The 24,455-nt window shown below is 43.7% G+C and carries 14 protein-coding genes and 1 pseudogene; 12 read left to right on the forward strand and 3 right to left on the reverse strand.

Features of this window, described 5'->3' with window-relative positions:
• Nucleotides 1-192 precede the first annotated feature (192 nt).
• The 5 genes from DW205_RS11220 (at nt 193) to DW205_RS11235 (ending at nt 8,137) form a co-directional block, all read left to right on the forward strand.
• Nucleotides 193-2,667: an outer membrane beta-barrel family protein gene (locus DW205_RS11220; protein ID WP_005867832.1), complete on the forward strand. Its 2,475-nt coding sequence runs from the start codon at nt 193-195 to the stop codon at nt 2,665-2,667.
• A gap of 165 nt (nt 2,668-2,832) precedes the next feature.
• Nucleotides 2,833-4,587, forward strand: coding sequence for a DUF6057 family protein (locus DW205_RS11225; protein ID WP_005867833.1), 1,755 nt, complete (start codon nt 2,833-2,835; stop codon nt 4,585-4,587).
• A gap of 3 nt (nt 4,588-4,590) precedes the next feature.
• The gene (locus DW205_RS11230; RefSeq protein WP_233523147.1) at nt 4,591-5,661 is read left to right on the forward strand and encodes a hypothetical protein; all 1,071 of its coding nucleotides are present in this window, start codon (nt 4,591-4,593) and stop codon (nt 5,659-5,661) included.
• Complete coding sequence (locus tag DW205_RS22525) at nt 5,550-6,098, forward strand: hypothetical protein (RefSeq protein WP_233523148.1); 549 nt, start codon at nt 5,550-5,552, stop codon at nt 6,096-6,098. Before DW205_RS11230 ends, DW205_RS22525 begins: the two co-directional genes overlap by 112 nt.
• Before the next feature lie 38 nt (nt 6,099-6,136).
• Nucleotides 6,137-8,137: a fructose-bisphosphatase class III gene (locus DW205_RS11235; protein WP_005867838.1), complete on the forward strand. Its 2,001-nt coding sequence runs from the start codon at nt 6,137-6,139 to the stop codon at nt 8,135-8,137.
• 292 nt (nt 8,138-8,429) lie between these two features.
• On the opposite strand, the gene DW205_RS11240 is transcribed toward DW205_RS11235, so the two are convergent.
• From DW205_RS11240 to DW205_RS11250, 3 genes are all read right to left on the reverse strand, one after another.
• Complete coding sequence (locus tag DW205_RS11240; protein ID WP_005867839.1) at nt 8,430-8,840, reverse strand: hypothetical protein; 411 nt, start codon at nt 8,838-8,840, stop codon at nt 8,430-8,432.
• Between the two features lie 74 nt (nt 8,841-8,914).
• The gene (locus tag DW205_RS11245; RefSeq protein ID WP_005867840.1) at nt 8,915-10,471 is read right to left on the reverse strand and encodes a RagB/SusD family nutrient uptake outer membrane protein; all 1,557 of its coding nucleotides are present in this window, start codon (nt 10,469-10,471) and stop codon (nt 8,915-8,917) included.
• Between the two features lie 18 nt (nt 10,472-10,489).
• A complete protein-coding gene (locus DW205_RS11250) occupies nt 10,490-13,465 on the reverse strand; it encodes a TonB-dependent receptor (RefSeq protein WP_121963091.1) in 2,976 nt (991 codons plus the stop codon).
• 281 nt (nt 13,466-13,746) lie between these two features.
• Between DW205_RS11250 and DW205_RS11255 the strand changes: the two genes are divergently transcribed.
• The 7 genes and pseudogenes from DW205_RS11255 to DW205_RS11290 all read left to right on the forward strand — a co-directional run bounded on the left by DW205_RS11255 (nt 13,747) and on the right by DW205_RS11290 (nt 24,396).
• On the forward strand, nt 13,747-16,635 hold the full coding sequence (locus DW205_RS11255; RefSeq protein WP_081031939.1) for a TonB-dependent receptor: 2,889 nt from the start codon (nt 13,747-13,749) through the stop codon (nt 16,633-16,635).
• A gap of 17 nt (nt 16,636-16,652) precedes the next feature.
• On the forward strand, nt 16,653-18,227 hold the full coding sequence (locus DW205_RS11260) for a RagB/SusD family nutrient uptake outer membrane protein (RefSeq protein WP_005867843.1): 1,575 nt from the start codon (nt 16,653-16,655) through the stop codon (nt 18,225-18,227).
• Nucleotides 18,228-19,009: 782 nt separating this feature from the next.
• Nucleotides 19,010-20,241 (forward strand): annotated as a pseudogene (locus tag DW205_RS11270) (AAA family ATPase); the annotation flags it as partial.
• A 72-nt stretch (nt 20,242-20,313) separates the two neighbouring features.
• Nucleotides 20,314-21,348 (forward strand): iron ABC transporter permease, encoded by a 1,035-nt coding sequence (locus tag DW205_RS11275; RefSeq protein WP_005867847.1) that lies wholly within the window; start codon nt 20,314-20,316, stop codon nt 21,346-21,348.
• Between the two features lie 5 nt (nt 21,349-21,353).
• Nucleotides 21,354-22,364: an ABC transporter ATP-binding protein gene (locus tag DW205_RS11280; RefSeq protein ID WP_005867848.1), complete on the forward strand. Its 1,011-nt coding sequence runs from the start codon at nt 21,354-21,356 to the stop codon at nt 22,362-22,364.
• 7 nt (nt 22,365-22,371) lie between these two features.
• Nucleotides 22,372-23,718: an MATE family efflux transporter gene (locus tag DW205_RS11285; protein ID WP_005867849.1), complete on the forward strand. Its 1,347-nt coding sequence runs from the start codon at nt 22,372-22,374 to the stop codon at nt 23,716-23,718.
• A gap of 84 nt (nt 23,719-23,802) precedes the next feature.
• Entirely contained in the window at nt 23,803-24,396 is a 594-nt protein-coding gene (locus DW205_RS11290) for a DUF4251 domain-containing protein (protein ID WP_005859017.1), read from the forward strand.
• Nucleotides 24,397-24,455: the final 59 nt, after the last annotated feature.

Genomic DNA, 24,455 nt, shown 5'->3' on the forward strand with positions numbered 1-24,455 from the left:
AAAGATTCCTAGAATTATTGTGCAACCTGTTTTACTTGATGTCCGTCTATATATGAAAAAATACTCTTTTTTCAGACTTCTTTAGAAGAAAAAGGAAATATGAACATTATTAATGACTTTATTTGTACGATGAAATCGTAAATAGTGTAATTTGCAGTAAAATGTATTATTTTTATAGTGATAGATGAACGTATGAAAGAGAAATTATTTACCTTATTTTGGGTACTGTTCCTTGCGCTTCCTCTGTATGCGCAGGCTGATAAAACCGGTTCCTATTCAATTAAGGGACAGGTGTTAGATTCGCTGAGTAACGAGTCCGTACCCTATGCGACGTTGAGAATTGCTTTTGCGAAGACCCCCGAGAAACCGGTCAAGCTTTTAGCGTGTGATGTGGATGGTAAGTTTCAGGCACCATTGAGTAGCGCCGGCAAATATATCATCTCTATGCAATCTATAGGAAAAGCTCCTGCCGAGAAAATATTTACGATCTCGGATAAACAGAGGAACTTGGATTTGGGTAAGTTATATATGCAGGAGGATAACCAGCGGCTGGGGGAAGTGACGGTTACGGCGCAGAAACCTTTGGTGAAGGCTGAGATTGATAAACTTACCTATAGCTTGGAAGATGACCCCGAGGCACAGACCAACAATACGTTGGATATGTTGCGCAAAGTGCCGATGGTAACCGTGGATGGAGATGACCAAATCCAATTGAAAGGTTCCACGAACTTCAAGATCTACATGAATGGTAAACCTTCTAACCTGTTGAGTAATAATCCTGCTGAGGTATTAAAGAGTATGCCGGCCAATTCCGTGAAAAACATAGAGGTGATCACAGACCCGGGCGCTAAGTATGACGCCGAGGGTATCGGTGGTATTATTAATATCATTACAACGAAAAATGCTCTACAAGGATATACTGGTACGGTTCGTGTGAACGGTAGTTCGTTGGGGCGTGTAGGCGGTGGTGGTTATGTATCTCTAAAAGCCGGAAAATTAGGACTTACCGCCAACTATAACTATAATCGGGAGCGGGACCCATGGAATGACGCTAACTCCGTACGGGAAGATTTGCAAAATGACGGGGAACACTTCTTGACACAAAATGGACGTAGAAAGAGCCGTGGACCGTTCCAATTCGGTTATTTGGAGGGAAGTTATGAGATCGACTCTTTGAATCTATTGACCGTTGGCGCGAACTTATTCCGTGGCGAGATGAAAAGTTTCTCGGAGTATAACGTGAATATGCAGGATATCAATCATAATCCGGTCTACAGTTATAACCGTAACTCGGAAACGACAGAGACATTTGGTTCTACGGACGTGAACGTGGATTACCAGCACTCTACCCATAAGAAAGATGAGTTGCTGACGGTCTCTTACCGTTTCAGCCATTCTCCGAATGATAGTAAGGATTATACGGAATTAGAGAATGTCGTGAATTACAATCCTTGGCTCGGCTATCCGCAAAATAATATCAATAAGGCTTCTACGAATGAGCACACCGGACAGGTGGATTATACGACTCCTACATGGAAGGACCAGACCTTGGAGGTTGGCGCGAAATACATATTCCGCCAGAGCCGGAGTAATACAGATCGTACCGCTTTCAACGATTCGCTGAATATATGGGAAGATGTTACTTCCAAGGATAGCCATTTCCGTCATACCCAACATATCTATTCCGCTTATCTGGGCTATTCGATGAAGTTTGATAAGTTTGGCGTGAAAGCGGGTGTCCGTGCGGAAGGAACTTCTTTGGATGTGAAATACGAGATGGCTCCCGATATGAATTTTGACACCCATTATTTCGACGTGGTGCCAAACGCTACGATCTCTTATCAACTGAGCATGGCGCAACAGCTTCGCTTGGGATATAATATGCGTATCCAGCGTCCGGGTATCTGGTATTTGAATCCTTATGTAAACAATGCGGATCCGCAGAATATATCCTTCGGTAACCCGAATCTGGACTCTGAGAAAAGTAATAATATTAACTTGAACTATAGTATGTTCGCCCAGAAATTCAGCATTAACGCGAGCGCTACTTATACGTTCGTGAATAATTCGATCGAGCAATATACCTTTATCGATCCGAAGAACCCGGGTATTTTCCAGACTACTTATGGTAATATAGGAAAGAAACAATCTACGGGCTTGTTCGTATACGCAAATTGGAACCCGGTTCCTTTGTTCCGTATTTATATGAATGGAGGTGTGGATTATACGGATTTGAAGAGCGATATGAATGATATGGCGAACAGTGGTTTCAGCGGACGTATATTCGCCGGTACGCAGTTTAATTTCCCGATGGATTTTCGCTTGAACTTGCATGGAGGATATTTCTCTCCTTGGATTCAGTTGCAGGGTAAACGTTCTCCATTCTATTTTACGGGAATCTCCGTAAATAAGGATTTCTTGAAGAAAAAGCTCTCGGTTCAGTTGTCTTTCCAGAACCCGTTCTGGAAACGAATGAAGATGGAAAACACTTCTTCAGACGATACGTTCTTCCGCCGTGAGACCAATTACCGAACGATGCGCATGTTACAAGTTAGCGTATCCTATCGTTTCGGTACCTTGAAAGATGCTATCAAGAAAGTAAAACGCGGTATCAATAACGATGATGTGAAGAGCGGCGGCTCTGGCGGCGGCGAGCAGCAGATGTAAGTACAGGATTGAACACGGAACACACGGAACACACAGCGATACACTGAGGTCTATAGTATCAGTCCGTGTGTTTCGTGTATTCCGTGTTCAATATAATAATTAAACTTTTTCTTTTGCCGTCTTCTATATACTTTCTATCTTTACGATCCGAAAAACAGTTGGAGAATGAAGAATAGACTATTTGTTAACAATAATACCATTATACTATTCCTTTTTATTATAGGTAGTTTCCTATTCATAGAGTTGAATTTTCGGTATTGGTATCGTTTTCTGGAGCAGTATATGATGTTTCAGACTACCGGTAGTTATTTCCAAGACCGATTGGCCGAACCGGGTGGATTGAATGAATATGTGACTGAGTTCTTATCGCTTGCGTTTATCCATCCTTATGGGGCTTCGGTAGTGATCGCTTTATTATTAGGACTGATCTCCGGCTGTTTTTTCCTTTACTTAAAAGCTTGTGGGGTGCGTGCCTCTATGTTGGCGGCTATTCTTCCCTCTTTTTTAATTTGGATCTATCCGCAGGAGTCAATCGCCTTGTTGACGATGCTCGCTTTCGTGCAGGTTCTTGCGTATTTGTATACTTCAATCAAGATTGATTGGCTTCGTTATCTCTTTGGCTTCTTGTTTTTGGGGGGCTCTTATTTTTTTGCGGCACCCGCTAATTTATTGTTGGCCTTATTGATCGCGGTTTATGAGTGTTGTGCTAAAGAGGATAAGGCTCGTTTTGGAGTAGCCATTATCGCTATCGCTTGGGGAGGTTTGCTACCGTTGATCGCCATGCGTACGGTTTATATTCTTCCGATGCGGGAAGCTTTTTTCAGCAAACATCTATGCCATCCCGAATATCCGATACCTAATTCTTTAGGATATATCATGCTTGCGTATCCTTTGATCGCTTTCATTCTTTATTATGTAAGGAGCCGGGTTTTCATCCGTAAGGAATCTTGGAAACGAATCGTTTCTTACGTTTTTCTTTTGATAGCGATGGTCGCCGGGATTCTCTATAAGAAAGATCCGATGGAGCAGGCCTATCGGTATGATTACTATGCACGGCTGGGAGAATGGCAGAAGATTGTCTCGCACGCTCGTGCGCATTCTGTGCGGGATATGGATGCCTTGATTTATCTGAATTTGGCTTTGTCGAAAACCGGACGTTTTACTTCCGATTTGATGCGTTTCCCCCAGATCGGTGAGGGTGGTTTTATTCCGCACGATCCGAAAAGCCGGATGGGATTGATCGAGGCGAGTGAGGTGGCTTGGCAAGTCGGGCAAGTGAACGCCGCCCAACGTTTCGCCTTTGTGGGGGTATTAAGTTCACAACGTTGCGTGCAACCTCGTTTGATGAAGCGTTTGGTGGAGACTTATCTGGTAACCGGCGAATATCGTGCGGCGGAGAAATATATCAAGATACTGGAATCGAACCCGCATTACCGGGATTGGGCAACCGCTCAACGTCCATTATTGGACTCCGTGGCTTGTGCGTCGGAAGATTGGATAGCGGCAAAACGGGCGATGCTTCCGATTACCGATAATCCTTTGGACCTGACCTTGATCTTTCCGAACGCATTGGCTTTTTTGATCGACGATCATGCCGATAACCGTCCGGCTTTCGAATATGGGATGGGATATCTTTTGGTTTATAAGGATTTGATGACTTTTATGCATTATATGGAATTGATGAAAGAACGGGGTGAGGCATTCCCGGTGCTTTATCAAGAAGCTATTTGCTTGTTCTTCGCGGCCGTACAGAAAGATCCGGAGGCGTTCCGGAGCTTCCCGATCAGTCAGGAGGTGCAGAATCGCTTCCTGCAATTCATGAAAGTGGCACGCTCTATGCCGCCGGCAGCCTTGAAGCAACAGTTTGGTGATACCTATTATTATTACGCTCAATTTATCCTGACTCCTAAACGACAATAATACATGGATAATACAAAGAAAAGAAAGATCGTCCGAAATTTTGTGATCGGATATCTAATAATACAAGTTCTCACTATAGTCGTATATTTAGGCTTTTGGTCCTTGCATCCGGAAGGCATTACGAATGTCACGAACGAACGTATGTCCCCGCCTCCTATTTTTCCGGATTATAAAGGGACGACTATACCTTATAATATAGCTCCGTTGAATTTCCGGATAAATGTACCAGCGGATGAATGCTATGCGAAAATAGAAGGTAGTGAGTCGGAAGTGTTTGAATATCATGGGACAAATACGATCCGTTTTAAGATGAAGGATTGGATTCGCTTGACACGTGCGAACCGTGGAAAAGCCTTTTTTGTTACGATCGCCACGAAGATAGGTGATGAGTGGACTAAATGGGCACCATTCTCTGTCTATATCAGTGATCAAGCGATCGACTCTCATTTAGTATACCGTTTGATAGAGCCGGGATACGAGAAATGGCATATTGTGGGTATTTATCAGCGGAATTTGGAGTCGTTTGACGAACAGCCGATTATCCGTAACGATATGACCGGCTATAATTGTATGAACTGCCATTCGTTCTGTATGGGAGATCCGGGGCAGATGATGTTCCATATGCGTGCGGCGAATGGGGGAACTTATATTGTCCAAGACAAGAAAATCAGTAAATTGAATACGAAAACGAATGGGACGATCAGTAATATGACGTATCCTTTCTGGCATCCTTCCGGGCGCTATATCACCACATCGGTAAATGATATCAAACAGTTTTTCCATTCCGTGAAAGAGAAAAAGATGGAAGTGTTCGACTTGGAGTCCGATGTGGTGGTGTATGACGTGAAAAACAAAGAAATCCTTTCGAAAGCCTCATTGATCACAAAAGATGCATTCGAGACTTTCCCCGCGTTCTCTCCGGATGGTAAATGGCTTTATTTCTGTACGGCCCGGCCCAGAAGATGCCGGAGAATTATGATAAGGTACGTTATAATCTCTGCCGTGTCGCGTTCGATCCGGATCGTGGCGAGATCAGCTTCCCGATCGATACGTTGGTACATGCGGATAGCTTGAGCTATACATTTCCCCGTATCTCTCCCGATGGGCGTTTCCTGATGTACACGGAAACCGCTTATGGGCAGTTCCCTATTTGGCACCCGGATGCGGAGATCCGGATGATGGATTTGGAGAATCGGACAGCGATGGATATGTCTGCGTTGAATAGCCCGGATACGGATAGCTATCATTCTTGGAGTAGTAATAGTGATTGGGTCGTATTTAGTAGCCGCCGGGATAACGGTTTATATACTTTACCTTATATTTGTTATATAGGGAAAGACGGTAAGCCTTCGAAACCGTTCTTATTGCCTCAAGAAGATCCGGATAAGTATGACTATCAGTTGTATTCCTACAATATTCCGGAATTGACGAAAGGCGCCGTAGAGGTCAGCCCCTATGAGATCCAGCAAGTAGCCGAGAAAAATAAACCGGAGCAGGTTCGGTTTAAATGACCGGATCTATTTATATTCGCGTATAAATAAGAGATAAGATGACAAAAGATATTATAGCCGAATCTGTACAAAATGATTTACGGTATTTGCAATTGTTGGCACGGAGTTTCCCGACGATCGCGGATGCCAGTACGGAGATCATTAATCTGGAAGCGATCTTGAACCTACCGAAGGGTACGGAGCACTTCTTGAGTGATTTACATGGCGAGGATCAAGCCTTTAGCCATGTGCTGAGAAACGCTTCCGGTGCCGTAAAGCGCAAGGTGAACGAGATTTTCAGTAATACGCTCCGGGAATCCGAGAAGAAGGAGCTTTGTTCCTTGATTTATTATCCAGAGGATAAGCTGGAACTGATCAAGAGTCAAGAGCAAGATCTGGAAGATTGGTACCAAGTGACCTTGAATCAATTGGTACGTGTTTGCCGGAACGTGTCCTCCAAATACACCCGTTCGAAAGTACGTAAGGCTTTACCCAAGGAGTTCTCCTATATTATTCAGGAGTTATTGCACGAGTCTTCCGTAGAGCCGAATAAATCCGCTTATGTGGATCAGATTATTTGTACGATCATCTCCACGGGACGTGCGGACGATTTCATTATCGCTATGTGTAACTTGATCCAACGGTTGACAATCGACCTGTTACATATCATCGGCGATATTTACGATCGGGGTCCGGGCGCTCATCTGATCATGGATATCCTTTGCGATTACCATAATTTCGATGTTCAATGGGGTAATCATGATATCTTATGGATGGGAGCCGCTTCCGGTAATTTGGTAAGTATCGCCAACGTGATTCGTATGTGTTTACGCTTTGGTAATATGGCTACCTTAGAAGATGGATATGGCATCAATCTTTTGCCGTTGGCCACTTTCGCGATGGAGGCGTACGGGGATGATCCTTGTGCGTTATTCATGCCGAAAACAAAGTTCGCCGATAATGCAATGGATGAGAAGACCACCCGTTTGATCGCCCAGATGCACAAGGCGATCACCATCATCCAGTTCAAGCTGGAGGGTGAGATCATCCGCCGTCGTCCGGAGTTTGAGATGGATGACCGGATGTTGTTGCACCATATCGATCTGAAGCGGGGAGTGGTTCATATCGATGGAAAGGATTATATGCTTAAAGATACTAACTGGCCTACTTTAGACCCGAAAGATCCGTATCGTCTTTCTATTGAGGAGGAGGATTTGATCCGAAAGATCTTGCATTCTTTTGAGAGCAGCGAGAAGATGAAAAAGCATATGCGTTGTTTCTTCCGGCATGGGGGAATGTATCAGGTTTGTAATTCCAATTTACTGTTTCATGCCTCTATCCCGATGAATCCGGATGGGACGTTTAAGTCAGTACGTATCTTGGGGCAGGATTATAAGGGCCGTGCTTTGTTGGACCGTGTAGACCAACTGATCCGTACGGCTTATTTCAAGACCGGGGAGCAGGAAGAAGTGGAATATGCGCATGATTATATCTGGTATCTTTGGGGCGGCAAGGACTCTCCGTTATTCGATAAAAGCAAGATGGCTACTTTCGAGCGTGCCTTTATCGAAGAGGCCGAGACTCATAAGGAGGAAAAAGGCGCTTATTATACGTTACGAGAGCAAGAGGAAATTTGTGATAGGATATTGGATGAGTTTGGGGTGACCGGTATGCATCGGCATATCATCAACGGACATGTCCCTGTCCGTTCCAATCAAGGTGAGAATCCCATCAAGGCGAATGGCAAGATGTTAGTAATCGATGGCGGTTTCTCCCGTCCGTATCATTTGGAAACCGGTATTGCGGGCTATACATTAGTATATCACTCCCGTGGTTTCCAGCTTGTGCAACACGAACCCTTCGAATCCCGGGCGAAAGCGATCGAGGAAGGCTTGGATATCAAATCCACCACGATCGTGGTAGAATTAAGCTCCCATCGCCAGATGGTGAAAGATACGGATAAGGGTGCGGATCTTCAAAGCCAGATCAAGGACTTGGAGAAACTGCTTTATGCGTATCGGAATGGGTTGATAAAGGAGAAGGAGAGGATGGAGCGGTAGTTCCTGACAGATAGGGTATCGGACATACTGTAACGCTCCCCTAATGCCCATAAGCATTTGGGCACACGTTCATTCTTTCAAACGCCTAGTAGGTAAGAGCGCAATATTCAAGATCGGGGGACAAGAAGAGGCAAAGAATCTACTACATTGATCCTCATATAAAAAAGGTCTATGGTATTGACAAATATCCAATAGAATAATAGAAGATACAAAACAAGCAACGCCCCGTCACAGACTTACGAATAAGTTGGTGACGGGGCATTACTTTCTAAGAATGTCTTCACTTTCAACATCAATAGAATCCGAAAACCTTTGTCACCTGTTGACCGGTAGACGCAAGAGGACCTGATAGAGTAACCGTACAGCCACGTGATCCTCCTGTCTTGAAGAATATTTCACATAAATGGCTATCAGAGATATAAGATGATATACCATTACCGGAGACAGACCAATTATAGGAAGATAATACGGGATTACTTACGACAATTGTAAGCCTTGTGGGTGTATTGTATCCGGGAATCTGGTTTGCGGTCATCAACTCAATCTGCCCGGAGAAAGTATCACCTGTAAAATATCCTTCTAGCATCAGAGGGTCAGAAGCTCTATACGCTTCTTGGGAGGCTTCCACATAATTAGCGGGCTTTTCCGCATAGTTCGCAACGGCGACGAGTAACATCGCAAGTAAAATCAAATACTTCTTCATGTTCGTATTATTTTAAGATTATACAAAAAGGGCTAGACGAAACCTAAAAAGTCTCATCTAGCCCATAGAATATTTTAGAATGCGGGATAACCCGGGTTCTGTTTTAAGTTCTGGTTCGTTTGCCATGCGTCTTGAGAGATCGGGAAGATATTCATGTAGTCTTTCCCTTTCGTTTCAGATTTCAGCCAACGAGCGTTTTGGAAAGTTCCAAAGCGAATATTGTCTTGACGTGCGTGGCATTCCCATGCCAACTCGAACTTACGTTCTAAGGCGATCTTTTCTAGATCTACGGATGCGTAATTGTGGTTAGAGTTACCGTAAGCACGTTCGCGGACCGCATTGACCAAACGTGTAGCCTCCGCATTGTTGCCTCCTGTGCGTATCAAACACTCTGCTTTCATCAAATATACATCAGCCAGACGGAAAATATGGAAATCATTCTCCATCGCATTAGTTAAGGACTTATCGAAAGTCCATTTGTTACAACGAGCGCCGTCTTCTTGGTTCACGTCACCCCAAATCGTACCATCACGTTCCGTTCCGGGGATAACTGTAACTTCCGGAGTGTGTATCAAAGGACGGTCGTGTGCCGTGATCAACACTTTCCCAGTAGCAGGGTCGATACTTGGACCTACTAAGAAAGAGCCTTCATAGCGAGGATCTTCCTTGTCGAATAGCAATACATAATCCGGCTGTGCGCAAATACCGTTCCATGCGCTGAAAGTAGCTCCAAGAGGTATATTATCTTTATAGTGCAAAGTACGGTAATGTAATTGATTTTGCCATTCCGTATCGTTCGCACTAAAGCAGCAAGCCAAGATAGCTTCTCTTGATTGTTGGTTATTTACTTGGAAATTTGTTTTCCAGTTAGCCTCTAATATATAAGGAAGCCCCATCACGACATCACAAGCGTCAGCGGCCTCTTTATATCGAGGAGAGTCTACGCCCCAAGCCTCTGCGTTTAGGTACAACTTTGCCAATAAGGTATAAGCGGCACCTTTCGTGAATTTTCCATAACTAGCGTCAGAAACATCTTCACGAAGCAAGTCCTTGATCTCGTTTACCTCTTTAACCAACCAATCATAAACTTCCTTCCTTGTTTTGCAAGTGGGCAGTTCTGTGTCATTGTAATCTATACTCAATGGAACATTTCCCCAATTATCCATCAGGTAATAAATCCAGAACGCACGTACACCGCGGATTTCCGCTAACGCTCTAGCTTTTGCGGATTCTTCCAATGCGGAAGTACTAATAGTCTCGTAAATTAAGTTACAAGCAGAGATCGCTTCCGTAGATCTTGACCATGCGTTTTTCACGGCTGAGGTATTCGCAGTCCATGCGTGCATGTGTAACTCACGATACTGACCACCATCATACCAGTCACCACCTTTACGGGTAGGTACGACCGCCATATCTCCTGAGCATTCCGATAAAGCAATACATGCGTCAGAGAAATATCTTTTAAATGTATTGTATGCAGGGCCAATGATCGAATTGATTTCACCATCGGTTTTACCGAAGTTTTCTGCTGGAATCTTATCATACACCGTTTCATCCAAATCCGTACAGGAGGGCATGGAAAACATTAGTGCAGCACCAGTAAATAATGATATAATTGATTTTTTATTCATAATTAATAACGATTTAATTTAGAAAGTTAAATTAACACCCAATGTGAAGGTACGTGCCTTCGGGAAGAATTGACGAGGCTCAATACCCGGAGACAAACCAGCATCCGTATCGGAAGATTCACCACGGAACAATTCAACCTCTGGGTCTAAACCTTTGTATCCAGTAATTACGAATAAGTTCTGAGCGGCGAAATAAAGACGAGCTTTATCCAACCAATTAATCTTCTTCGTATCGAAGGTGTAACCTAAGGCCAAGTTATCCAAACGGATGAACGAACCATTCTCCAAATAATAAGAACATACGCGAGAAGATTCTTTCATCGTATAAGTCAATTCATCATCTAATGCGTTTGTACCGATCAAGTACGTATTATTCGCATAAGCCGCACGCGGGTTGTTCAATACCTTGTTGCCGATCGTTCCACGGAAGAAGAAGCTGAAATCCCAGTTCTTCCAAGTGAAATTATTTTGCCATCCAAATGTCAAGTCTGGTTGTGCGTCTCCTACGTATGTGCGGTCATCGTCCGAGATCTCACCATCACCGTTCAAATCCGTAATGATATATTTTCCGTCCTTGATACCCGTACATTCCAGCATGAAGAATTGTCCTACGGGACGGCCTTCCTCTACTACGTGAGAAGTTACGCCGGAAGCACCACGGATCCATGGATCGCCTGTATAAATACGGTCTGTCGTATAAAGATCGCTTGACAACTTCGTGATTTCATTCTTATTGTGGGACAAGTTCAATGACATATTCCAGTTGAATGTCTTGTTACGGATCACATCTAAGTTTAACAAAACCTCGATACCTGTATTTTTCATATCACCTACATTGGCTTGCATACGGTCGTAAACATACGGAGGAGTCGGAACCTTGTAAGTATAAAGCATGTCTGATGTACGTTTGTCATACCATTCGATTGTACCACCTAAACGGCCATTGAACAAAGAGAAATCTAAACCGATGTTTAACATAGCCGTAGACTCCCATTTCAAATCCGGGTTGGCATTCTGGGAAATCTTATAAGATGTAGCCCAATTACCATTGTCATAATAGATACCGGACATGCCATAAAGCTCCATGCTCTTATACGGCTGTAAACCATCTTGGTTACCGGTAACACCGTAGCCCGCACGTAACTTCAAGTCATTGATCCAGTTTACGTCTTGCATGAATGCCTCTTGTGAGATACCCCAAGCTGCGGAAACAGAGGGGAACGTACCCCATTTATGATTCGCACCGAACTTAGAGGAACCATCTCGACGGACGGTAGCCGTAATCATATAACGCTCGTCATAGCTATAGTGAGCGCGGGCGAACATAGAGATCAATTTGTAGTAGTTCTTACCAGACTCAACGTCGCCTGTCTTTAATCCGGCTCCGGATTGCAAAGCGTTATATGACAAATCGTTGATCAAAAAGTTGCGGTTTTGAGCGAAGAAATAAGAATATGTGTTATCCTCCCAAGAGTAACCGAGAATCGCATTCAATTTATGTTTTTCGTCCGCACCAAAAGACTTATTGTAGTCCAAAGTCCACTCCATCAAGTTACGATCCCATGCCCGATTACGTTTTTGCGCAAAGCCATTATTACCCTGTCCGACCGTCGTACGAGAGTCGTCATAGCGGCTATACTCATTAGAGAAACGGCTCTTATATAAATTTGCCTTGATGTTCAATCCGTTGATAATCTCAAATTGGATATCACCGGCACCATAAAAATAAACGTTGCTGTTTTTTCGCTCGTTCAGATTTTGGTTTTGAACAGGATTACCTTGGTCATACTCCGCATTAACTTTCGTGAAGTAAGAACCATCAGCGTTATAAACTGGGTAAACAGGCAACATGCTGTATGCCAACACGAAGTTGTCACCATTCGGAACATGTGAGTCTGTCAAGGTAGCAGATCCAGCCAAACCAATACGCAAACGGTCATTGATCGCACGCTGCTGGAACTGGAAGCGGAAGCTATGGCGTTGCATATCGTTATCGCGCATGATACCATTTCGATCCAAATAGGTATAGGACGCACGATAGTTGTTCTTAGAACCACCACCAGACAAAGAGATTGAATGGTTCTGAGAAACTCCGGTACGAGTCAGTTCATCAAACCAATCTGTGTCGGCACCATATTGGTCGTATACGCTATAGTCTAGACCTTTGCTATTTGCGTAACCTCTCCATTCGTCCGCATTCATTAAATCGGGCTTATTGGCCATCAGATCAAAGGCAACATAACCATCATAGCTGATTTGTGTCTTGGAGCCAGAACCTCTCTTGGTCGTAATCAATACTACACCACCAGCGGCACGAGAGCCGTAGATAGCGGCGGAGGAGGCATCTTTCAAGACGGAGATAGACTCGATATCGGAAGGAGCTACCGTCGACATATCACCACCGGGAATACCATCGATAACGATTAACGGACCTTGGTCGTTCTGCAACGTGGATGTACCACGCAAACGCATCGTAGATCCACGCGTCACATCACCGGAGCCGGAAGTGATCGTCAAACCAGCTACCTTGCCTTGCAACAAGTCGGAAGCGTCACGTGTGATACCTTTGTTAAAACTTTCTTCGGATACGTTCGCCACGGATCCTGTGATCTCCCTACGGGTCTGCGTACCGTAACCGATCGCCACGACCTCTCCTAAGTTTACTACGGATGGAGATAACTTAATCTCTACCGTGCTACGTCCTTTAACACTCTCTTCGATCGTGTTATAACCAATAAAGGATGCTTGAAGAACAGCCTTTTTTAAATCATTTACGGTAAGGCTGTAGTTACCGTCCATGTCAGTGATAGTACCATTGGTAGTTCCCTTTTCTACGATGTTCGCACCGATGATGGGTTCACCAAGTTCATCTAGAACTTTTCCTTTAACAGCGCCAGATTGGGCAAAAGCCGCTGTCATGCAAAAAGACATCAACACTGAAAGTATCACTACCTTACAGCGTCTGAAAGAATCAAATGTTTTCTTTCGTTGCATAATTACTTAATTTTTAGGTTAACAATCATTGAATTCACAAACACAATTGAGAATTTTCGAGGCAAATATAATAACTTTTTTAAAATTAAACCATGATAATGTAAAAAAACATTACATAAAACCATCCATACTTTGTTTTGATGATTGATTTATTTCACTCTATTGTGTAATACTCATATGGTACCTGATATACCTAGATGCTACCATGCTTGATTTTTTATTACGGAAAAATATTGAATATGTTTGATATTAACAAAGTATACGTAGCATGATTCTAAACCATGGTACTAGATGAACAAGGTGAGCCCATCATCGGTGCGAACATTGTAGAAAAGGGTACTACCAATGGTACGATTACCGATATTGACGGTAATTACACTCTAACGCTTAACGACTTGAAAAAAGCCGTTCTTCAATTTTCTTTTATTGGTTATAACACTTTGGAAGAAGGTGTTAAAGGACGTAACAAAGTGGACGTTAAATTAGCTCCATCCGTAGTAAATTTGGGTGAGGTTGTTGCGATCGGTTATGGTACGCAGACTCGTAAGGAGATTACCGGATCTGTAGCCAATGTCTCCGAGGAAAACTTCAACAAGGGTGTTAATCGTGATGCTTCAGATTTGCTACAAGGTAAAGTGGCTGGTTTGCAGATTACTTCTGGCTCTGGTGATGTGACTCGTAGCTCTCAGATTCGTTTGCGTGGTACTTCTACCTTGCAAAACGATCAAGGTCCTATGATCGTTATCGATGGTGTTCCCGGTGGTGATATGTCTACGGTTTCTCCTTCAGATATCGAGTCTATTTCCGTATTGAAGGATGCCTCCTCCGCCGCTATCTATGGTTCTCGTGCCGCAGGTGGTGTTATCTTGATTACGACCAAGAGAGGTTCGGGAGCTAAGACTCAGATTAATTATGATGGTTATGTGACAATGGATAAGGTTGCTAACAAACCGGATATGCTGAATGCTTCCGAATGGCGTGATGTGAACAAACAATTGGGTAGTGACATCTCGCAATATGACAAATATAACGCTGATACTGATTGGTTCGGTGCTTTATTACGTACGGGTATTTCTCAGAATCATGCCTTGTCATTGTCTGGAGGTTCTTCCAAAAGTAACTATCGTGCGTCTTATACTTACTTAGACCGTAAGGGTATCGCTCGCGATAACTGGATGAAGCGTCACAGTTTCCGCTTCCAATTCCAGCAACGAGCTATCAATGATCGTTTGCGTATTGGTTTGACGGGAGCTGCTACCTTGACAGATATGCAAGCTACGTTTGCCGACTATTTCATCGCTGCTTACAATAATGTTCCGGTCGTTCCGATTTACAATGAGGATGGCTCTTATTTTACGGGTAACGACAACGCTTATAACCAAGGTAACATGGTGAAAGCCCAAGATGAAAACTACAAATTATTCAAAAATAATTATTTCTATGGACAAGGCGATGTGCAGTTTGAAGTAATTGAGGGCCTGAACGTAAAGGCGAACTTATATAAGAGTCGTTATACTAGCGATTATAGCCAATGGGAAAGCCCCGACAATGCGTTAGGTGGTGGTGCTGGAAACTCTTTGGGTGATAGCTCGAATGGCTATGCCAAGAGACGCAACTTCGTATGGGATCGTGAGTTGATGGAATGGACGGCCGACTATAACAAGTCTTTCGGTGCGGAGGAAAAACATAAACTGAACGCTTTGCTGGGTTATTCTTGGGAAACCAACGGTTATCAGTCGCAAGAATCTTTGGCAACACAGTTCTCTGTAGCATCTATGGGTGCCAACTCTATCCAAGCTGGTAACGATTTGAAGATCGGTAATGTGACTTCCAGCAAGAATGACTATAAATTGATCTCTTTCTTTGCTCGTGCGCACTATAGCTACGATGAGCGATATATGATCACCGCTACGATGCGTCGTGATGGTTCTTCTAAGTTCGGTGCTAATCATAAATGGGGATGGTTCCCGTCTGTATCTGCTGCTTGGGGTATTTCTCAAGAGGCCTTTATGCAGGATATCAGTTGGTTGAACGACTTGAAGTTGCGTGCTGGTTATGGTGTGACGGGTAATCAAGATGGTTTGAAGCCTTATAAGAGCTTGGAGTTGTATCAGCCGTATGGTACTTATTATAACGGTGGTGGTACATCTACCTCTTTCCGTATCACGCAGAACCCGAACCCGGATTTGAAGTGGGAATCAACTGCTATGTTTAATATCGGTGTAGACTTCCAGTTATTTAACGGTCGCTTGGGCGGTACGGTAGAATATTATAGTAAGAAGACTTCCGATATGCTTTATGACTATGCTGTACCGACTCCAACGTATGTGTATAAAAAGATCGCTGCCAACGTTGGTGATATGAGCAATAAGGGTATCGAGGTCATGTTGAACTTAGACGTGATCCGAAACAAGAGCTTTAACTGGAATACTTCTATTAATTTGTCTCACAATAAGAATGAGATCACGAAGTTGTCTAACGACCTGTTTTCAACAAGCCGTGTTTATGTAGGTGATCCGTGGATCCGCGGCGCTTCCGGCGTGACTTCTCATGTGGTAGAGGAAGGCTATCCGGTCGGTCAGTTCTTTATGTTGAAATGTAACGGCATTGATGAAAACGGTAAGTTTATTATGGAAGATGTCAATAAGGATGGACAAATCTCGGACGATGACCGTACATACGTAGGTGATTCCCAGCCGGATTTGACATTTGGATGGAACAATACCTTCACTTGGAAGAATTGGGATGCCAGCTTCTTCTTACGTGGGCAGATCGGTGGCAAGTTGTTGAACAACCCGCGTGCCGCTTATGGTAATAATACCTATGTAGCCGGAGCTAACGCTATGAAAGGTGATGACTTGATGTTACTGAGAGAGAATTCACGTGTAAGCTCATATTATTTGGAGAATGCCTCTTTCGCCCGTTTGGATAATATGTCTATTGGTTATACATTCAATACGAAGAAGATTGATTGGCTAGATAAAGCCCGTATTTATGTAGCTGCTCAGAACTTGTTCGTAATCACAAGCTATTCCGGTTTGGATCCGGAAGTGGAGCTCTTCCGTGGCGAGGCTAGCGATACGGATGCCGGTCTGTCACCGGGTATCGAACCGCGTAACTATATGCCGAAGGCTCGTTCATTTACATTTGGTGTTAACTTATCATTCTAATTTTAAATGCATTCGTTATGAAAAAAAGAAATATAATATCGTTCTTGACTGGCACGGCTCTCCTTTTTTCTATGCCAGCGTGTACGAACTTGGATGAAACGGTATACGATAATGTCCCTGCGGATTCATTCGGTTATACTGATTCGGAGATCAGTGTGTTGGTAGGGACCGTGTATAAGACATTGAAGAATTATCCTGCGGATGGAAATTTTATTGCGCTGGATGTGATGTCGGGATCTGATGCTGTTACTCCTACCCGTAAGGGTGGCGACTGGTATGATGGTGGTCAGTATCGTGAGATCTACATGCACACATGGACTTCGCAGACTTCTGTGATCAAGGGAGCGTGGTCTACGGCTTCTGAGGCTATCGGTACTTGTAATGCCAACTTGAAGGTAGTGGAATCTTCTGATTTCTTATCGGACGAACAGATGTCTCTATATACATCTGAAATCCGAGGTATCCGTGCTTTTTGGATTTACAAGATGATGGACGATTGGGGCAATATTCCATTGGTTACTGATTATGCGGACAAGGAACTTCCGGTTTGCCAACCTCGCCAGGCCGTGTTTGATTGGTTGATTAAAGAAGTGACAGAGATTGCGGAAACTTGTCCGGGTCGTGAAAATGGTTATGCTAAGTTTACGAAAGGTGCAGCTTATACGTTGTTGTCTAAATTATATTTGAATGCGGAAGCTTGGGGTGTAAGTTGTAACAATGCTTACCAGATGGCCGCAGAGTGTTGCGACAAAGTGATGGCGATGGGTTATATATTAGAGCCGGACTTTAAGGCAAACTTCTCCTTGACGAACGAGAGTTCTCGTGAGGCGATCTTGGCCGCTCCGTTCTCAGAGACGGATACGGATAAGGATAATCGTTGGCAATTGATGAACCGTACGTTGCACTACAAAGATCAGTTGGCTCTTTCTAACGGTGTTTCTGCTTGGAATGGTGTTTGTGCGCAGCCGGAATATGTTAAATTGTTCTCTGATGACGATCCTCGTAAGGAAGCTACATTCTTGATCGGCCAGATGTATAATGCCTCGACCGGTGAGCCTATTGAGACAGACCATGGTTTCTTGTTAAACCATACGATCGATGTTACTATGTTGGCTGGTACGGAATATGATGGAACAACTTGGGGAGCGGTAAATCAGCATGATGGCGCACGTTGCCAGAAATGGCCGTACTCAACGACTTTGACAGACGCTATGGGTAATGATTTCCATGTGTTCCGTTATGCGGATGTTCTTTTAATGAAAGCAGAGGCATTGCTTCGTAGTGGTGGTAGTGCGTCTGAGGCCACAAGCTTGGTTAATCAAGTCCGTGAACGTGCGTTTGGTGATTCCAATCACAATTACGCTACTGTTACGCTGGATGATATCCTTCTTGAGCGTCGCCTCGAATTGTCTTGGGAGATGCACAACCGCCAGGATGATATCCGTTTCGGGGCCTATGACAAAGGTATGTGGGCTGCTTCAAATTGTGTGAGAAAGACAGATGATTATTTGAAATTGTTCCCTATATCTCAAGATGCTTATCAATCTAACGATAAATTGACTCAGAATCCGGGTTATCCTGCATTCAAATAAAGACTTTCAGAGCTAGATGAGGTACGGTAGTACTTTGTCTAGCTCACTAAAGTAAGGAAGAATCGTTTATTTCGAGCCAATGTATGTCTTGTCATCAAATTTGAAAGAAAATTTTAGCAATCCATTGCCTTATAGTGATTTCTTGAAAAACGCCCTTTTGATCCTTTTTTGATGTTTCCTTGACACACCTTATTTCCGTGCAGAAACATATCTCCTCTTTATTCTTATTTCCCATCTCAAAATCATGCCCATAGTATAACCGTGACAATCTAACTGGTATAATATAACTTGCTTTTTGGGCTTTAGCCACAGTGTGTCTTTTCTTGAAATAGCTGGTTCTTCTTTAATTTAGTTGAAGAGCTAGTTGAGTAGTAAAATGCGTTCGCGAAATATATCTGGTATACAGTTGATTAAGTCACTCGTAAAAGGCTTTCCAAGTGATTAGTTATTCACTTCCCAAGCCGTAAGCTAACGACTAGGTATAGCCGTTAGTTATTCACTCGACAAGCCGTTAGTTATTCACTTCAACAGCCAAAAATAGTGTGCTTCTCAACGACCAAAGCATCTCCTTTTGAGAGAATGGAACTGTAAGCAAAATATTGAAATGAATGACTTGATCGAGTTTTATCGAACCAAAACAACAGACAGATGCATTCGTTTGTGAACTAAACTTGAATAAATGCATTTGCAAACATTGTGGTTGCTCTTTTTTCTAAATATTAGTGCTTATTGCAAGGAATAGACTAACTTTGCCTACAACAAGTATAAAAGTTATCCAGTATATGAGTCAAGTAAAAGGAATCCCTTACGGATTATCAGATTTCAATCGAATAAGGAATGGTAATTTCTATTTCGTGGATAAAACGATGTACCTTCCGCTTATCGAGAAGATGCCTAGCTATCTTTTCTTGATCCGTCCGAGACGGTTTGGCAAGAGCGTATTCCTAAGCATGATGCGTACGTATTAACGTATTATGATATATTGCGTCAGGATGATTTTGATGCATATTTTGGAGATCTCTGGATTGGTACGCATCCAACCGGTGAAAGGAGTAAGTATCAGGTACTTTATTTCGATTTCTCTAAAGCGGGCTGTTCGATGCCGGGAGCGGACCTGATGACAAGTTTCAATGATTATTGCGGCTTAATCATTAATCAGTTCGCGCATGTGTACGCAGCTTATTATGACGCTGATTTTAAGGAGACCGTCGAGCATATAGAAAGCGCGAAGTCTAAGCTGGCTTACATAGAGGTAAAAGCGAAGGAAAAGGGATATCCCCTGTATCTCATTATAGATGAGTACGACAACTTTACCAATGTGATATTGAGTGAGCATGGGCAGCGAATGTTTCATGACTTGACTCACGCCAGTGGTTTCTACCGGGAGTATTTCAAACAATTCAAGGGAATGTTTGACCGTATATTCATGATGGGGGTAAGCCCTGTGACGCTGGATGATTTGTCGAGTGGATATAATATAGACTGGAATATCTCGGTAGATCCTCGTTTTAATGCCATGATGGGTTTTGATGAAACGGATGTTCGTGAGATGTTCCGTTATTATCAGCAAAACGATATGCTCAAAGGGGATGCTGAGGCTATGATTACGGAAATGAAGCCTTGGTATGATAATTACTGTTTCGCAAGAGAGAGCTTGGGTGACGATCGGATTTTTAACTGTGATATGACTTTGTATTATTTACGTTGGCAAGTTGATTTTCATTGTTCCCCGGGAGAAATGGCCGATAAGAATATCCGAACGGACTATAGTAAGCTGAAGATGCTGGCACGTATTGATCGTGACTCTGTACAGGAGGAAAATCGTATGGGTACCATCGAGGAAATCGCGGCAAAAGGAGAGATCTTGGTGGACTTACATACATCCTTTCCTGCCGAATGGGTAACGGATATAGATAATTTCCGTAGTCTACTTTATTATTACGGTTTGCTTACGATGTGTGGTACTCGAGGCGATCGTTTAAGAATGTGTATTCCTAATAATTGCGTACGTGAGTAATATTTTGGTTTTCTTCGTGAGGTAGGGAGAAGTATAACATAACTCCGCTTTTTTGTATACCTTCGCGCCATGAACAAACAAGCACTGCTTTTTTATCCGTTGTTGGGGGTGGTTCTTTTGGTGCTCTTTGTGGGAGGGCTGGCGTATGGGGCCGTACCGATTCCTTTGGATCACGTGATGGATATTTTGCTGGGGAAGGGATCTGATAAGATCGCATGGCAGAATATCGTGTTGCAATCTCGTTTGCCTCAGGCTATAACCGCATTATTGGCGGGGGCTTCCTTGGCTACCAGCGGGTTGCTATTACAGACATTGTTCCGGAATCCGTTGGCGGGACCTTCCATATTGGGCATTAGTGATGGCGCTAATCTTGGAGTAGCCGCTATCATGCTCTATTTCGGTGGTACGTTGGAGCAGTTCACGGATTGGCCGATCAGCGGATATATGGCGGTAATCCTCGCGGCCTTTGTGGGGGCTTGCGTGATACTGGGACTGATTATCTATTTTTCGGCAAAAGTGAAGAATAATGTCATGCTTCTGATTATCGGAATCATGATTGGCTATCTAGCTTCTTCGGTTATTTCTATCTTGAATTATTATTCATCTACAGACCGGGTACATGCGTTCGTGATGTGGGGGCTTGGTAATTTTTCCGGTGTATCCTTGGAACAATTACCATTCTTTGGAACTTGTGCGTTAATCGGGCTGTTATTAGCGATCTTGCTGATCAAGCCTTTGAATGCCTTATTATTGGGAGAAATGTATGCCGCTAATTTAGGTATCCGGATCAAACGAACACGGATCGCGATTCTTTTGTGTACGGGAGTATTAACGGCTACAACTACTGCTTTTTGCGGCCCCATTTCCTTTGTCGGATTAGCAGTTCCACATATCGCCCGGTTGATGTTAGGCTCTTCCAATCATAAGATGTTGGTGCCAGTTACAATGCTGACAGGTTCCTGCGTTGCTCTTCTATGTAATATGCTGATGGTGGTACCGGGCAGTAATACGATCCTGCCATTGAATGCCGTTACCCCTATGCTTGGGGCGCCTGTTATTATTTACGTAATCGTGAACCGGAAGAATATTCAATATTTTAATTAGTGGTTATGGAAAGGATTCCAGTTATAAGGACAAGAAATCTGAGTATTGGATATGTTTTGAAAGGTGGACACCTAAAGTTGGTGCATGATGCCCTCGACTTGAATTTATATCCGGGCGAGGTGACTTGCCTTCTCGGGTTGAATGGTGCGGGAAAGTCTACCTTATTGCGTACGCTGTGCGGCTTCCAGCCCTCTCTGGGGGGCGAGATCGAATTGAAAGGAAAGCCGTTGGCCTCTTACTCGCAAGGTGATTTTTCCCGGATGGTAGGTGTTGTTCTCACGGAGAAGACAAATGCCGGTGGAATAACGGTTTACGAGTTGGTCTCTTTAGGAAGACATCCCTATACCGGCTTTTTCGGACAATTAAGGCAGGAAGATCGTAGGATTATCGAGGAATCGCTTGCTGCCGCCGGTATCGCTCATAAGGCTTATAATTATGTGTCGGAACTTAGTGATGGCGAGCGTCAGAAAGCCATGATCGCCAAAGCGCTGGCACAGCAATGCCCCATCATATTGTTGGATGAGCCGACGGCCTTTTTAGATGTGACAAGTCGGATAGAGACTATGGTCTTGTTACATACTTTAGCGGTAGAGCAACAAAAAGCGATTCTGCTATCGACGCATGATCTTGATTTGGCGATCCAGCTGGGAGACTGTCTATGGTTACAGGAGAAAAGTCGCCCAATGGCATGTGGAACGCCGGAGGACTTGATTATGGGAGGAGCTTTCGAGACTTTCTTTAGCAAGGAAGGAATCGTGTTTGATCCGAATACCGGGAAATTGAATACGGCAGCTCCAACAAAGCTTATTGGGGTTGAGGGGGATTTTATGACTTCTTATTGGGTTGGGAATGCCTTGATCCGGAATGGCTTTAAGCCCTCGTCGGTTAGCGAGGATTATATAAGTGTTTATTGTAATGCTCCGGATAGCCTGCGTATTCAGTTCCCTGCGGAAGAGGGCACGAGAATCGTAGGAAGTGTGGCGGAGATGATCTCAATCATAATTCATAAATCATAAGTTATATATGTCAAATGAGATTACATGGCGGCTGGAAAATGAGAATATAGGCCGTTTGTTGGTACATTACGCGATTCCCGCCGTTATCGGGACCATGGTTAATGCTCTTTATAATATCGTAGATCGTATATTTATCGGACAAGGAGTGGGTGCGCTAGCTATCTCCGGATTGACTTTGACTTTCCCGATACTACTCTTTATGCAGGCATTTGGAATGTTGATCGGTGCGGGAGCCGCTACAAGGGTCTCCATTCATCTAGGCCGTAAGGCGAATGATCTGGCAGATAACGTATTAGGAAACGCTTTCACTTTGACATTCATTATCGGAGCCTTGACGATTATCCCCAGTATGATTTTCTTGGATGATTTGTTAACGTGGTTCGGAGGAAGCGAGCAGACGATACCTTATGCGAAAGACTATTTATATATCGCTATCCCGGGTAATTTGCTGGCTACATTAAGCTTTAGCTTTAATGCCGTGATGCGTGCTTCCGGATATCCGAAAAAGGCGATGTTCACGATGATGATCGGTGCCGTATTGAACGTGATCCTAGACCCGATCTTTATCTTCTGGCTGGATATGGGGATACAGGGTGCCGCTATCGCTACGGTGATCTCCATGGCCGCCGGTGCCGCTTTCGTGATGAGTCATTTTATCAGCAAGGATAGTATTGTACGTTTCCATACGAAATATTTCCGGTTGAAAGGTTCCATTATTTGGAATATATTTACGATCGGCATGTCTCCATTTTCCATGCAGCTGGCGGGCAGTGTGGTTGTGGTGATCATGAACCATGCGTTGAAAGAGAATGGAGGCGATTTGGCGATTGGTGCCAGCGGTATTATTTCCAGTATCGCCATGCTGCTGGTTATGTTGATTATCGGTATCGCCCAAGGGATGCAACCGATTGTCGGGTTTAATCATGGCGCTGGGCATCATGACCGGGTATTGGCTACCTTGCGGTTGTCTATTATAGTATCGACCTTGATTACAGGGGTAGGATGTATCGTCAGTTTATTATTCCCGAGACTGATCGTTAGCGTATTCTCGACGGATGCCGAATTGGTGTCGATTACGGACAATGGATTACGTCTGACGATGCTGGTCTTTTTCGTTGTCGGTTCCCAGATTACGATCAGCCAGTTTTTTCAAAGTATCGGTGTCGCATGGAAAGCGATGTTTCTGAGTCTAAGTCGGCAGGTTTTATTCTTGATACCGGCTATTCTGCTATTTCCTCCGATCTGGGGATTGGATGGCGTTTGGCTAGCGCAACCTTTTTCCGATTTCATCGCGGCGGTAACCGCATGGGGCTTTTTATGGTATCATGTTAAAAACGTGAAAAATAAGGGTTAAAGATGAACTTATGTCGATGTTAATTGTATTTTTATTGTACATATAAAAGTACTTTTATAGACAAACCTTTAAAAATGAGTTAATATGAAGAAGATTGTATTATTGCTCGCCGTTTTATTATTTGGTGCAGGGTCGATGATGGCACAGCAGGACAAGTCAGCAGAGAAAGCTGCGAAGCAGGCCGAGAAAGAAGCAAAGAAAGCAGAGAAGGCAGCGAAGAAAGCTGCGGAGGAAGCCGAGGCTAACGCATTGTTTGAACAAGCGGTGCAAGCTTTGAAGAATAAGGATTTCGTATTGGAAGCGGATCGTATAGAGTTTAAGCGCGGTAGTTTTGTTTATGTTACTCCGAACACGAACTTCGTTTCGGTGAAGGGTGAGAAGGCTACCATTCAGTTAGCGTTTAATACTCCGGCGGCCGGTCCTAACGGAATAGGAGGTATAACGGTTGATGGAACAACTTCCGGTGTACAGATGAAGACTGACAAAAAAGGAAACGTTATGTACGAGATGAATGTGCAGGGTGTAGCGGTATCCGCTAGGGTTACGTTCCGTATGGCAAAAGGTACGAATAAATGTACTGCCACGGTATCGCCTAACTTTAATAGCAACCGTATATCCTTTACGGGAAATCTCTATCCTTCAAGCGAGTCGAATGTGTTCAAGGGACGTTCTATTTAATGTAGATACAAAGAATCGTGAAGGCGGACTTTCTTTCGGGAAGCCCGCCTTTCTGTTTA

The sequence above is a fragment of the Parabacteroides sp. AM17-47 genome, assembly GCF_003434625.1.
Classification (GTDB): Bacteria; Bacteroidota; Bacteroidia; order Bacteroidales; family Tannerellaceae; genus Parabacteroides; species Parabacteroides distasonis.